We start from the raw sequence: 13,832 nt of genomic DNA, 5'->3' as shown, positions 1-13,832 counted from the left end.
AGTACAAATTTGACTATATTTTAAATTACAATCAAAACAGAAAAAAGCAGGAGGTTTATCCGTAGACAAATTTCCTGCTCTTTTATATAGATAATGTTAAATATTAGTAATCCACAAATGAACTTTTTAATTGTTCTAGCTTTTTAATATGTACTGTAAATTTAATTTTCCTGTTTACCATCACTTGTGATACGGTTCCCCACGATTAATCCGAAACGCTCTATACACTTGCTCAAGCAACACTAATCGCATTAATTGGTGTGGTAATGTCATCTTTGAAAAAGAAAGTGATTCATTTGAACGCTTCATCACTTCTGAGCTTAGTCCAAGTGATCCACCAATTACAAATGCGACTTTACTCTTTCCGTATGTAGCAAGGCGATCTAGACTTATCGCGAATTCTTCTGATGACTTTTGCTTTCCTTCTATAGCTAATGCAATCACATGCGTGTCATCAGAAATTTTATCCAGTATACGTATACCTTCTTTTTCCTTTACAATTAACATTTCTGCTTCACTTAAATTTTCTGGCGCCTTTTCATCAGGCAATTCAATTACTTCTACTTTTGCGTATGCAGATAATCGTTTTAAGTATTCTGCTATACCTTGTTTCAAATATTTTTCTTTTAATTTCCCAATTGAAATAATCGAGATATTCACACGTATCCTCCACCTTACAAACATGTTATCCACAAAACTTATCCACATATCCACAAATACTACCCACATATTGTGTGAGAATCTGTGTTCGATACAACATATGTCGCCTCATTTTGACAAAATTCACATGTTTTTTTCTCTTTTTCCGAGTTATCCACATTGTTGATAACTGGCGCAACTTCACACTCATCCACAATAATATCTAACGCTAATTCAACATGCTCTAAACAACAAGGTAAATTCATTTTCTTCACCTCACTTTTCTACAATAGAAAACAGGAGGTAGGCCCTCCTGTTTAATACTTTTGAATGCCTAATTTCACTGTTGTTGTTACTCTTTTTGTGCCACGATAAAACGTAAGAGTCATTTTATCATTAATTTCCTTATCATATAAGGCCGTACGGAATCCAATAATATCGCGAATCGGTTTTCCATCTACCGCCACAATAACATCATGTTCTCTTAAACCAGCATCCGCACCTGGCGAAGGACTTTTCACATCCAAAATACAAACTCCCTCTGTTACAGTACCTGGTAAATGTAATGTTTTTGACCAATAATAGTTTGGAATTTCATTTAATGACCTAAGTTCAATCCCAACATATGGTCTTCTTACTTTTCCATACTTCTCAAGTTCATTCATAATCGGAACAGCTCTAGTCACCGGAATAGCAAGGCCGATTCCTTCTACTTCTTTTGCAGCAATTTTCATTGAATTAATACCAATTAATTGTCCTGCTGCATTTACAAGCGCACCGCCACTATTCCCCGGATTAATTGCTGCATCTGTTTGTAACACTTCTACTTGCCAATCATAATGTCCATCTTGATCTAAATCTACAGGGACAATACGTTCATTAGCTGAAATAATACCTTGTGTAACTGTTCCAGAAAATTGCAGTCCAAGTGGGTTTCCAATCGCAATAACTGGCTCTCCTCTGCGAACAGTATTAGAATCGCCAATTTCAATTATTTTTTTCACATGCTTTGCATCTATTTCTAATACAGCTAAGTCTGTGACTACATCGGTTCCTAATACTTTTCCAGGAACCTTCTTACCGTCACTTAGACTTACTTCAATACGATTCGCTCCAGCTACAACATGATTATTCGTTACAATATAAGCTTGACCATCTGTCTTTTTATAAATTACTCCTGATCCTGTACCGGCCTCTGAATCTGCCTCTGAAAAGTTATCTCGTTGAATGTTAATAACACCCACAACAGCTTCAGATGCACGATCAACAGCATCTACAAAGCTAATCTGTTTAATCCCTTGAGCTTCGGCCATATTACTTCCGCTTGCTTCAGCTTGCGGAAGCGTATCAGCAGAATTTGAAAATAAAGGCGCTCCAAACGCGAATAAAGAAGCTCCTACAATTGTTCCCGCTATACTAGAAAGAACTATACCTTTGTGCTTCTTTTTTCCTGCACGTTTCATACGATAATTTTCTTCATCAATAAAGGACATATTTGTTCACCTATCTTCCTGAAAACAACTATATTCACCTTTATTGTTTACTAAAATGAAGAATTATACGTATTGAATTTTTGTAGGCATTTTTGGATCTGTATCGTGAATTTCAAAGGATTCACCCACTCCAAATCCTTTTTCCTCTAGTACTTGTGATACTGACATACGCGCTAGTTCTTTCATGTTATTATCTAAGCTTAAATGGGCTAAATAAATATGCTTTGTCTCATCTGTAATTACATCTGCCATCGCTAATGCAGCATCCTCATTACAAACATGCCCAACGTCACTTAAAATACGTCGTTTAATGCTCCATGGATAACGTCCCATACGAAGCATTTCTACATCATGATTACTTTCAAATACGAAAGCATTAGCTCCCTTAATAACGCCTTTCATACGGTCACTTACGTATCCCGTATCTGTAATAAGCGCTAACTTCCTATTATTGTTATGGAAAGCATAAAACATCGGTTCTGCCGCATCATGAGAAACTCCAAATGACTCGACTTCAATATCACCAAAGGTTTTCACATCACCAACTGAGAAAATAAACTTTTGTTCAGTTGGGATATTTCCTATTAAATGTTCCATTGCATTCCATGTTTTCTCATTCGCATAAACAGGTAAATCATATTTACGTGCCAGTACACCTAATCCTTTAATATGATCACTATGCTCATGCGTTACAAGAATACCTGATACATCATTTATATTCAGTTCTGCTTGTTTAAATAAAGCCTCTGTTGCTTTACCACTTAAACCTGCGTCGACTAGTAATTTTTTTTCATCGGTTCCTACGTATAGCATATTTCCTGTACTTCCACTTGCAAGTACGCTAAAATGCAACCCCATTCTTTCTCACTCCAGTATGTTCATCAACCACTTGATTTTCCTTTTCTCCTAATTCCATAACTTGTCCTTCAATTGCATTCACAAAGAAGTCCTGCTTCTGCTCCGTTTTCAAATTCCACGTTGGAGCCAGTACTTGGTTATTAGAAGTAGATGCGGTAAGAGTGGCATAACCAATTTGCGCTTCTTTAACATGCGTATTTCCATGAATTTTATTTTTTAAATACAAATTTTCTAAAGCTGTTTGAGCCGTAATAATTTCTTGCTCTTTCGTTTTTTCACCTTCGCCCATTTCTTTTAAATCAGTTAGCATTGTCTGCGTATATGAAACAAGTTCATTTTTTTCATTTAATTCCACAACAATCATCGCCTGATTATTATAGAAAATAGGCTTATCTTTATATTTTTGGAAGAAATAAATTTTAGAGTCTTTCACCGCTCCAAATTCATACTTTTGTCCATCCAATACATAGTTCTTCAAAAATTCATTATACTTATCTTTTGATAATGATTTCGTATTTAAAAAAGGCTCTTTTAGCTTACTTTCTATCTTGTACATATTTTGTATATGCACTGTTTGATTTTTCAAAGACTGTATATCTTCTTCTTTAAAAGCTTTATTTTCCGCTCTAATAAATGACTCTTTTTTCGGTTCTTTAGGGATATTTCCCATCGTAATTTTGTTTGCTTTTAATTCTTGATCTATCTTTGTTTCTGCAATAAGCTCCAATTGATTACTATCTTGCTTTTGAATGAATTGGAAAATGAGAAAGAGGTCCAAAACAAAAAAGGTCACAATAAATATGGTTTTAATCCGATCCCAATCCATTTAGTCCTCCCTCACTCCACTCATAGATTTTCTGTTTACCTGTTTCATCTTCAACAAGCTTTACATACCAAATTGGTTGTAATCGAACTACTTGTCCATCTAGTGATAACTTGTATCCAATACCAATATCCTTAATTACTTGTTTCTTTATCTCTGGATTATTTTCTAGAGATGCTATTACAACATGCCCTGACGGAAGAGTAACCTTCTGTTCTATACCTTTAGTATTTAAAGACAGCAACGGTCTTTCATATTCCATTACTTCTTCTGATCCCCATATTTGTCTCAATTCAGCTAACCCATCTTCATTGAATACTGAATATCCATCTTCATTTAAACGAAATACTGTCTCTCCTTTATTCATATAGTCCAAACGATATGAATCCAAACTTCCACTGTGACCACTTACGAATTCAAAGCTTTTTTGTAAAAGCATTAAATTATCTATCGTTTTCTCAGTTAAGACAGAAGAGTTTTTATACTTTAGCATGTGACGATCGTTTTCAATTTCCATGGATCTAATACCATCTGTAAATGTTTCTTTCGACATCTCGGTAATCGGACTTAAATAACGAGGATCACTAAACAGAGCATTCTTAAACGTATCAACTGCTAAATTAGATGAAATATATGTTATATTGTTTAACTCTGTCGTTCCATCTGGTAAAAATAACTTTTTCATATCATTAAGTTGATAATCAAAATAAGGCTTTGCTGATACTATAAATTGATTTTGGGCATTTACAATATCTTTTAAATACACGCCACTTAATTTTGCCTCGTATATTTTAAAGTTATCACCATCAGAAACAAAGTTAATTTTAATTTCTTGATCCTTACTTCGAGAAGGATCGAGGAGAATACGATTAAAATGTTTAGGCTTATCTGTACTCTTCTCTTTCATGTTAAACATGGATTTTACTGCATCAAATGGGATATCGGTAGGGAAAACAAGTTCAACTTTCCCTTCACCATGCACATATGAAAGGAAATCACCCTTAGTGATTGATATCTCTTTAAAATCATGTAGTTCCCCTACTTCCAGAGGCTTATAGATTGATTCTATATCTGCCTCTCTTCTGCTCCCATAATGATTTTTATCTTTATGCACGATGATAGAAGTAGGACGGACAACATCGGAAATTTTAGTTTGGTTCATTCCTTCATTTCCCTGCACAAATTTCGCGTTTTGCATGGATGTAGAATCTGGCACATACGTCCATAGGTTAAAAGTAAGAAATAGGCTAATTACAACTAGGTTAATTAAAACTATTGTTTTAAAGTTTTCCATACTCATTCCCAATCGTCCTCTTCATCTGCTGCCATTGGTAACGTGAAATAAATAGTTGTCCCTTTTCCTTCTTCACTCTTCGCCCAAATAGAGCCACCATGTGCCTCAATCATTTCTTTTGCAATTGCTAATCCAAGCCCAGTACCACCCATTTGTCTTGAACGAGCTTTATCTACGCGATAAAAACGTTCAAAGATTTTATCAACGTTTTCTTTTGGAATACCCATTCCTTGGTCACTTACACTAATTTCTAATAAATCACCGCGATCACGTAAACGATATGTTACTGTTCCACCTTCTGGTGAATACTTTAATGCGTTAGAAATAATGTTATACAGCACTTGAGTAATTTTGTCAGTATCCATATCAATAAATCTAGATTTCTTAGAGAAAGATCGTTTGAAACTTACATTTTGCTCTTTAGACATTTCAAAGCGATCAATAATATTATTAAAGAAATCAGTAAAGTCGACCCATTCTTTCATTAAACGATGCTCTGTACTATCAAGTTTAGATAGCTGTAACAACGCATTTACAAGTCTAATCATTCTTTCTGTTTCTTCTTGTGTAACCGTTAAAAATTGTGGTGCAATATTTGGATCCTGCCATGCTCCATCTGTAAGTGCCTCTAAATAACTGCGCATCGTCGTTAATGGCGTCCTTAATTCATGAGAGACATTCGCCACAAACTCACGGCGTTCCCTTTCTATACGCTCCTGCTCTGTTACATCATATAGTACAGCAATTAAGCCATTTGCCTTCCCTGTTTCTTTTTGAATAACAGAGAAACTAGCACGTAAAATATATGGTTCGTTTCTCGTACTAAAATCTAATAAAACAGAATCTGGCTCTTCATATAAATGATCGAGCGTAAATTCTTCCTGTATTCCTAATACCTCTAAAACAGATTGATCGAGCGCTGTTTCACGAGAAACATTTAACATCTTTTCCGCAGGGTCATTTAGTAAAATAATATCCCCTTTTCGGTCAGTAGCAATTACTCCATCTGTCATATGTGATAAAACAGATGATAATTTACGCCTTTCACTTTCTGTAGAAGAACGAGCTTGTTGTAATTTTTTTGATAAATTATTGAAGGATAATGCCAGTTGTCCAATCTCATCATGGCTATGCACTTTTACTTTTCTCGAATAATTTCCTTTTGCCATTTCGATTGCTTGTCTCCGCATATCTGAAATTGGTCTTGTAATTGTTTGAGCCAATAAAATTCCAAGTACGGCCGTTACTAATAAAGCAATTACTGTTCCCGTAGCAAAAATTTGATTTATATCCTTCATTTGTTTATATACATCTTCCATAGATGCCACAATGTAAATAACACCAAGCGCATCCTTACCGTTATCATCCAGAATCGGAGTAAGCATAACTTGAACACGATGACCTGTACTACCATCCTTCTCAATTTTCACTTCCGGCTTTTTTTGTACTAACACTCGCTGAACAGCTATATCAGTTGATGTTCGATTCACCTTATTCTGCTTTGATTCATCTGAAATAGCCAGTAACTTTCTGTGCGAATCAAATACACTTACCTCTTGTATAACTTTCTTCTGATCAGAGGCAAATTTTCGAATTGAAGTTTTAATCGTTTCATCTGTTGACTCTGTTTCTGCTTTTGTATAACTTTTTTTAAACTCTTGCTTCAAATTATATGATAATAAGTTTGTTTGCTGCGTTAAAGAATCCCTAAAACCTTGTACTAAGCTCTTCTCTAATTCCCTTACGAAATATACTCCAATAACTTGCATCGCTATTAATATTAATAGCATATATATAAGCACAAATTTTAAATGAATAGATTGAAAAAAACCAACTTTCTTCATATACTATTCCTGCTCTGGGTCACGCAAGTAATACCCTACTCCACGTCTAGTTACAATTAAAGTAGGATGGCTTGGATTATCTTCAATTTTTTCACGCAAACGACGTACTGTAACGTCTACTGTGCGCACATCTCCAAAATAGTCATAACCCCAAACTGTTTGTAATAAATGTTCGCGTGTCATAACTTGTCCTAAATGTTTCGCTAAATAATGTAGCAACTCAAATTCACGATGTGTAAGCTCGATATTTTCCTCACGCTTCGTTACACTATATGCATTTGGATTAATCACAATTGGTCCAATAACCATTTCTGTATTTTCTTCTTTTTCCGCAGCACCACCTTGTTGATGGCGGCGTAAATTCGCCTTCACACGAGCAAGTAATTCCCTTGTACTAAATGGCTTCGTTACATAATCATCTGCCCCAAGCTCAAGCCCTAATACTTTATCAATCTCAGAATCCTTTGCTGTAAGCATAATAATCGGCATTTCTGAGCTTTTACGTATTTCACGGCAAACCTCTAAGCCATCTTTACCTGGTAGCATAATATCTAATAAAACCATATCTGGTTGCTCTTCATTAGCCTTTTCAATTGCTTCATCACCATCATGCGCCATTACTATTTCAAAACCTTCTTTTTCTAGGTTAAACTTCAAAATATCTGCAATCGGCTTTTCATCATCAACTACTAAAATTTTCTTTCCCATCATCGTCTATTTCCTCCTTATAAAAATATGGTCAATAATCCCTAAACATATTGATGTTTACATAGTATGTCCTATATGACCGCATCCTTTGTTTAAGTATTTTCTCCTCTATTCTCATAGACTCATGTATGATCCACTTTTACACGGCATCCTATACGATCTATAGAAAAACCTCTAGCTTCAACTGCTAGAGGCTCCTCGTTCTATTTTAAAATAACTACTCAGTTTTGTAAAATTACATAAATAAAAAGGATATTAAGTGGGCCCACTTAATATCCTGAGAGTGGCTCGGGACGGAATCGAACCGCCGACACGAGGATTTTCAGTCCTCTGCTCTACCGACTGAGCTACCGAGCCAAAACTATATATAAAACCACTAATGGTGGTATAAACAAAAGTGGCGGTCCCGACCGGGGTCGAACCGGCGATCTCCTGCGTGACAGGCAGGCATGTTAACCACTACACCACGGGACCAAAAATAAGCAAAAAAAAACATGACCCGTACGGGATTCGAACCCGTGTTACCGCCGTGAAAGGGCGGTGTCTTAACCACTTGACCAACGGGCCACGAAAAATAAAATGGTGAGCCATGAAGGACTCGAACCTTCGACCCTCTGATTAAAAGTCAGATGCTCTACCAACTGAGCTAATGGCTCATACTCACCAACGTCATATTTTCGTGACGACAAGATGTATCATAACATGTATTCTGTATTTATTGCAATACTTTTTTTGTTTTTTTATAAAAGAATAAGAAAAAACTCATGCAGACATGAGTTTTTTCTAAAAAATGTTAATTAAGCTTCGTATACGTTACGAACAATATTTGTTTGGTTACGATCTGGTCCAACTGAGAACATAGATATTTGAATTCCTGTTAACTCAGAAACACGTTCTACGTATTTTCGTGCATTTTCAGGAAGTTCATCTAATGATTTTACACCAGTAATATCTTCTTCCCAACCTGGAAGCTCTTCATATACAGGCTCACATTTCGCTAAAATGTTTAAGTTAGCTGGAACTTCATCAATAACTTCGCCATTGTATTTGTAAGCTACACAAATTTTAAGAGTTGGAATACCTGTTAAAACGTCGATAGAATTTAATGATAGATCCGTTAAACCACTAACACGACGTGCATGTCTTACAACAACGCTATCGAACCAACCTACGCGGCGTGGACGACCAGTTGTCGTTCCATACTCGCGACCAACTTCACGAATTTGATGACCAATTTCATCATGAAGCTCAGTAGGGAATGGACCATCACCAACGCGGCTTGTATATGCTTTACATACACCTACAACGCGAGTAACTTTCGCAGGACCAACTCCAGTTCCAACTGTTACACCACCAGCAATTGGGTTAGAAGATGTAACGAACGGGTACGTACCGTGGTCAATATCAAGCATAACACCTTGCGCACCTTCAAATAATACACGGTGATTATTATCTAATGCATCATTTAATACAACAGACGTATCACATACATATTGCGCGATTTGTTGCCCGTACTCGAAGTACTCTTCAAAAATTTCTTCTACAGTGAAACCTTCTGTATCGTACATTTTTTCAAATAAACGATTTTTTTCTACTAAATTGCGCTCAAGCTTCTCTTTAAATGCTTCACGGTCTAAAAGATCAGCCATACGAATACCAATACGAGCAGCTTTATCCATATATGCAGGACCGATACCTTTTTTCGTTGTACCGATTTTGTTATCACCTTTACTTGCTTCTTCTAACTCATCTTGTTTTAAGTGGTAAGGTAAAATAACATGTGCACGGTTACTTACACGTAAATTATCAGTACTTACACCACGATCGTGTAAGTATTTTAACTCTTCAAGTAATGCTTTTGGATCTACTACTAATCCGTTTCCGATTACACAAATTTTCTCTTTATAGAAAATACCAGATGGAATTAAGTGTAATTTATATTTAACTCCGCCGAAAACAATTGTATGTCCCGCGTTATTTCCACCTTGATATCTTGCAACTACTTCCGCATGCTCAGAAAGAAAATCAGTGATTTTACCTTTTCCTTCGTCGCCCCATTGTGTTCCTACAACTACTACTGAAGACATTATTAAAGCACCTCCGCAATTTTCAAACGATCTATTCAAACAATATAATTGTACCAAAACCGAAAGAGAAGTCAACCTAAAAGCGAACATTTTTTCACAAAAAAACATTTTCGTTCGTAAGAATTATATATTTAACTTATGAAAGCCTTATCTTTCTTATAAAAAAAAAGAAACACATCTTATTATAAGAAATGTGTTTCTTTTTTATACTGCCTTTATGCCGGTGGAGCATGTCCATCCTCAAAACGACGTTCTAAGTTAACGAACTTATTGAACTCTTTGACGAATGCAAGTTCCACTGAACCTACTGGACCGTTACGTTGTTTTGCAATAATAATTTCAATTGTATTTTTGTTTTCCGTTTCTCGATCATAGTAGTCTTCACGATATAGGAAAGCTACAATATCAGCATCCTGCTCAATACTTCCAGATTCACGAATATCAGACATCATCGGGCGTTTATCTTGACGGGATTCTACACCACGAGATAACTGTGATAAAGCAATAACAGGCACTTGCAATTCACGCGCAATCCCTTTTAAGGTACGAGAAATCTCAGATACTTCCTGCTGACGGTTTTCTCCTGATTTCCCACTTCCTTGAATAAGCTGCAAATAGTCAATCAAAATCATACCAAGACCTTGTTCTTGCTTTAATCTACGACATTTTGCTCGAATCTCATTTACTTTAATACCTGGCGTATCATCAATATATATACCAGCATTTGAGAGACTCCCCATTGCCATTGTTAATTTTGCCCAATCATCGGAAGTTAATGAACCAGTACGAAGTCTTTGTGCATCAATATTCCCTTCTGCACAAAGCATACGCATAACAAGCTGATCAGCACCCATCTCCAAACTAAAAATCGCTACATTTTCATCCGTTTTCGTCGCTACGTTTTGTGCAATATTTAATGAAAATGCCGTTTTCCCTACTGATGGACGTGCTGCCACGATAATTAAATCATTTCGTTGGAAACCTGCTGTCATCTTATCTAATTCAGTAAACCCAGTTGGTATCCCAGTAACTTCACCCTTTTGATTATGCAAAAGTTCAATTTTGTCATAAGCATCTACAAGAACATCTTTAATGTTTTGGAATGCTTTTGCATTCGTTTGATGGGATACTTCTAATATTTTTTTCTCAGCCTCGTTTAAAAGACCATCCACATCATCTTCTCTCTCGTATCCATCCGATACAATATGAGTCGCCGTGCGAATTAAACGACGTAAAAGCGCCTTTTCAGCGATGATGCGTGCGTAATATTCTACGTTAGCTGCAGTTGGCACAACTTCTGCTAACTCTGCTAAGTAAGAAACCCCACCAACCTCTTCTAGTAATCCTTGATCAGCCATTGCTGATGTCATCATTACTAAGTCAATCGGCTCTCCCTTATCAGATAGCCCAAGCATGACTTCAAAAATCTTTTGATGTTTCGTTCGATAGAACGAATCAGGTACCAATAACTCTGATGCTGAAGTTAACGCATCTTGATCAATCAATATGGCCCCTAAAACCGCCTGCTCAGCCTCTATATTATGCGGAGGGGTACGATCAGCAAGTACATCACTCATACGCAATCCTCCTTGCTTAATTTATTTTTATTGTTCACTAACATGAACTTTTACTGTTGCTGTTACTTGTGGATGCAATTTCACAGTAACGTTTGTATAACCTAACGCGCGGATTGCATCGTCCATTTCAAATTTACGTTTATCAAGTTTAATCTTGTGTGATTTTTGCATTGCATCTACGATTTGTTTGCTGGTGATAGAACCAAATAAACGGCCACCTTCTCCAGATTTCGCCTTTAATTCTACAGTTAATTTCTCTAAAGTCTCTTTTAACTCTTTTGCATTTTCAAGCTCTGCTGCTGCATCTTTTTCTTCTTTACGCTTTTGAGCTTCTAAAGTTTTCATACTGCTATTTGTTGCTTCAGCAGCTAATCCTTGTTTTAGTAAGAAGTTATTTGCATAGCCATCTGGTACGTTTTTTACTTCTCCTTTTTTACCTTTACCTTTTACGTCTTTTAGAAAAATTACTTTCATGATTGTGTGCCTCCCTGTAAATAGTCATCAATAACAAATCGAAGCTTCTCCTCAGCTTCATCTACTGTAACATTTTTCATCTGTGTGGCTGCATTCGTCAAATGCCCGCCACCGCCTAAGTTTTCCATAATTAGCTGCACATTCACTTCACCTAAAGACCTGCTGCTAATTCCAATGAGATTCTCGCCACGTTTCGCAACAACAAATGATGCAATAATCCCTGTCATTGTTAATAACGTGTCTGCCGATTGCGCAATAAGCACTTGATCGTAGTAATCATCACTATCAACTTTAGCAATCGCAATTCCATTTTTATAAATGTACGCATTTTTTATAGCTTTTGCAACCCGTAAATACTGATCCATATCTTCCTTTAAAAGTTCTTGTACAAGTACAGTATCTGCACCATGTGAGCGTAAATAAGAAGCAGCATCAAATGTACGAGCCCCTGTCCGGAATGTGAAACTTTTCGTGTCGACAATAATACCCGCTAACAATGCCGTCGCTTCTAACATTGTCATCTTTAAATTTTTAGGTTGATACTCAAGTAATTCTGTAACCAATTCTGCCGTTGAAGAAGCATATGGTTCCATATAAACTAGCAATGGGTCTTCAATAAAATCTTCTCCACGGCGATGATGATCAATAACTACTACATTTTCAATTTTATGTAACAGTTTTTGCTCCATCACCATAGAAGGTTTATGTGTATCGACAACAACAAGTAACGACTCATCATTTGCAAATTCCATCGCTTGCTCTGGAGTAATAAAATGAGACCATAACTCCTCATTTTGTTTCACTTTGTCCATCAAACGCTTAATTCCTTTATCGGAATCATTTTCATCTAACACAATATATCCTTTACGCTCATTTAATTGAGCCACTTTTAAAATACCAATCGCAGCACCAATTGCGTCCATATCGGGAGCCCTATGCCCCATAATAATGACATTACTACTTTCTAATACTAAATCCTTTAACGCATGCGAAATGACCCTGGCGCGTACACGGGTACGTTTTTCAACCGGATTTGTCTTACCTCCATAGAACTTAACTTTACCTGTCGCTTGTTTAATAGCTACTTGGTCTCCCCCACGCCCAAGCGCAAGATCTAAACCAGATTGAGCCATTGCTCCAAGCTCTGATAAAGGTAAATCACCTGATCCGACACCCACACTTAATGTAAGTGGTATATTCCTTTTAGATGTTTCTTCACGCACCTGATCTAAAATGCTAAATTTCCCTTTCTCCATCTGCGTCAAAATACTTTCATTTAGCACAACGAAGAATCTTTCTGAAGATGCACGTTTTAAATAAGCACCATACTTAAGTGCCCATTCATTTAGTCGCGATGTCACAAGACTTGTTATATTCGTACGTAATTGATCATCTAATCCTTGTGTAACTTCATCATAATTATCCAAATAGATGACAGCTAAAACAGTCCTTTGATCCTCGTACATCTTTTCGATTTCTGTTTGTTCCGTTACATCAAAGAAATAAATTAACTTTTCTTCTTTCCTTACAAAAACGCGAAACTTTCGATTATTTAAAGAGACTATATCATCAGAAGTTTCTCCTTTAATGAAAAGAAGTAATGTTTCTGATACATCGTAAAGGTGCCATCCAGCTAATGCGTGCTGTCCCAGACATGAAGATAAATAAGGATTTGCCCAATCAATCCCATAATCCTTATTGTATAACAAAATACCAATCGGCATTTGGTTAAATGCTTCATTACTTACTTTCTTTACTCTTGTAATCATATCTGTCGTATGCTTTTCGAAATTCCTTTGAAAATTAAGTTCAAATCGTATAACGATAAAGAATACGATACAAAAAATGACAAAAGCAGCTATACCCATAATTAAATGAAAATAACAGAGAATTGAAATGAGCACAAACACAAAAAATGCCAATACATAAACAGGATATAAAAACCACTGTTTCTTATCAAATTCAGGCATGTATACAACTCCTATAAAGTAAAACTAACTTACCTTCCAGTTAGTTAAACAGATTAAAATAGTAT

12 protein-coding genes and 4 tRNA genes are annotated in these 13,832 nt (G+C 36.1%); all 16 read right to left on the bottom strand.

The features are described 5' to 3' along the window. Positions 1 to 180: 180 nt before the first annotated feature. Positions 181 to 660: a 23S rRNA (pseudouridine(1915)-N(3))-methyltransferase RlmH gene (gene rlmH, locus HMAS_RS20765; RefSeq protein WP_001027000.1), complete on the bottom strand. Its 480-nt coding sequence runs from the start codon at positions 658 to 660 to the stop codon at positions 181 to 183. A 59-nt stretch (positions 661 to 719) separates the two neighbouring features. Continuing rightward, positions 720 to 905 carry a CxxH/CxxC protein gene (locus HMAS_RS20760; protein ID WP_001052827.1) on the bottom strand — a complete coding sequence of 62 codons (186 nt, stop codon included), beginning with the start codon at positions 903 to 905 and terminating at the stop codon, positions 720 to 722. 51 nt (positions 906 to 956) lie between these two features. Beyond that, entirely contained in the window at positions 957 to 2,132 is a 1,176-nt protein-coding gene (locus HMAS_RS20755) for a S1C family serine protease (RefSeq protein WP_000008031.1), read from the bottom strand. 63 nt (positions 2,133 to 2,195) lie between these two features. Continuing rightward, a complete protein-coding gene (locus HMAS_RS20750; RefSeq protein WP_000522837.1) occupies positions 2,196 to 2,990 on the bottom strand; it encodes an MBL fold metallo-hydrolase in 795 nt (264 codons plus the stop codon). Beyond that, a complete protein-coding gene (locus HMAS_RS20745; protein WP_000383740.1) occupies positions 2,974 to 3,816 on the bottom strand; it encodes a two-component system regulatory protein YycI in 843 nt (280 codons plus the stop codon). The genes HMAS_RS20750 and HMAS_RS20745 overlap by 17 nt, the downstream gene beginning before the upstream one ends. Then, entirely contained in the window at positions 3,797 to 5,113 is a 1,317-nt protein-coding gene (locus tag HMAS_RS20740; RefSeq protein ID WP_000061560.1) for a YycH family regulatory protein, read from the bottom strand. Before HMAS_RS20740 ends, HMAS_RS20745 begins: the two co-directional genes overlap by 20 nt. Next, the gene (walK, locus tag HMAS_RS20735; RefSeq protein WP_000755367.1) at positions 5,110 to 6,951 is read right to left on the bottom strand and encodes a cell wall metabolism sensor histidine kinase WalK; all 1,842 of its coding nucleotides are present in this window, start codon (positions 6,949 to 6,951) and stop codon (positions 5,110 to 5,112) included. Before walK ends, HMAS_RS20740 begins: the two co-directional genes overlap by 4 nt. Positions 6,952 to 6,954: 3 nt before the next feature. Continuing rightward, positions 6,955 to 7,662 (bottom strand): cell wall metabolism DNA-binding response regulator WalR, encoded by a 708-nt coding sequence (walR, locus tag HMAS_RS20730; RefSeq protein ID WP_000971865.1) that lies wholly within the window; start codon positions 7,660 to 7,662, stop codon positions 6,955 to 6,957. Between the two features lie 281 nt (positions 7,663 to 7,943). Continuing rightward, positions 7,944 to 8,016 (bottom strand) — tRNA-Phe (locus HMAS_RS20725). A 41-nt stretch (positions 8,017 to 8,057) separates the two neighbouring features. Next, positions 8,058 to 8,133: transfer RNA gene (locus tag HMAS_RS20720), tRNA-Asp, on the bottom strand. Between the two features lie 21 nt (positions 8,134 to 8,154). After that, positions 8,155 to 8,226: transfer RNA gene (locus tag HMAS_RS20715), tRNA-Glu, on the bottom strand. A 13-nt stretch (positions 8,227 to 8,239) separates the two neighbouring features. Then, positions 8,240 to 8,315, bottom strand: a tRNA-Lys gene (locus tag HMAS_RS20710). A 141-nt stretch (positions 8,316 to 8,456) separates the two neighbouring features. Then, positions 8,457 to 9,746 (bottom strand): adenylosuccinate synthase, encoded by a 1,290-nt coding sequence (locus HMAS_RS20705; protein WP_000100238.1) that lies wholly within the window; start codon positions 9,744 to 9,746, stop codon positions 8,457 to 8,459. Between the two features lie 215 nt (positions 9,747 to 9,961). Beyond that, positions 9,962 to 11,323: a replicative DNA helicase gene (gene dnaB, locus HMAS_RS20700; RefSeq protein WP_001286148.1), complete on the bottom strand. Its 1,362-nt coding sequence runs from the start codon at positions 11,321 to 11,323 to the stop codon at positions 9,962 to 9,964. Positions 11,324 to 11,350: 27 nt separating this feature from the next. Continuing rightward, entirely contained in the window at positions 11,351 to 11,797 is a 447-nt protein-coding gene (gene rplI, locus HMAS_RS20695; protein ID WP_000864228.1) for a 50S ribosomal protein L9, read from the bottom strand. Then, the gene (locus HMAS_RS20690; RefSeq protein ID WP_001113785.1) at positions 11,794 to 13,767 is read right to left on the bottom strand and encodes a DHH family phosphoesterase; all 1,974 of its coding nucleotides are present in this window, start codon (positions 13,765 to 13,767) and stop codon (positions 11,794 to 11,796) included. Before HMAS_RS20690 ends, rplI begins: the two co-directional genes overlap by 4 nt. Positions 13,768 to 13,832 lie beyond the last annotated feature (65 nt).

This window comes from Bacillus sp. HMA207 (assembly GCF_003402455.1).
Classification (GTDB): domain Bacteria; phylum Bacillota; class Bacilli; order Bacillales; family Bacillaceae_G; genus Bacillus_A; species Bacillus_A cereus.
Note: the sequence above shows the minus strand (reverse complement) of the source record. Positions and strands in the feature narration are given on the sequence as shown.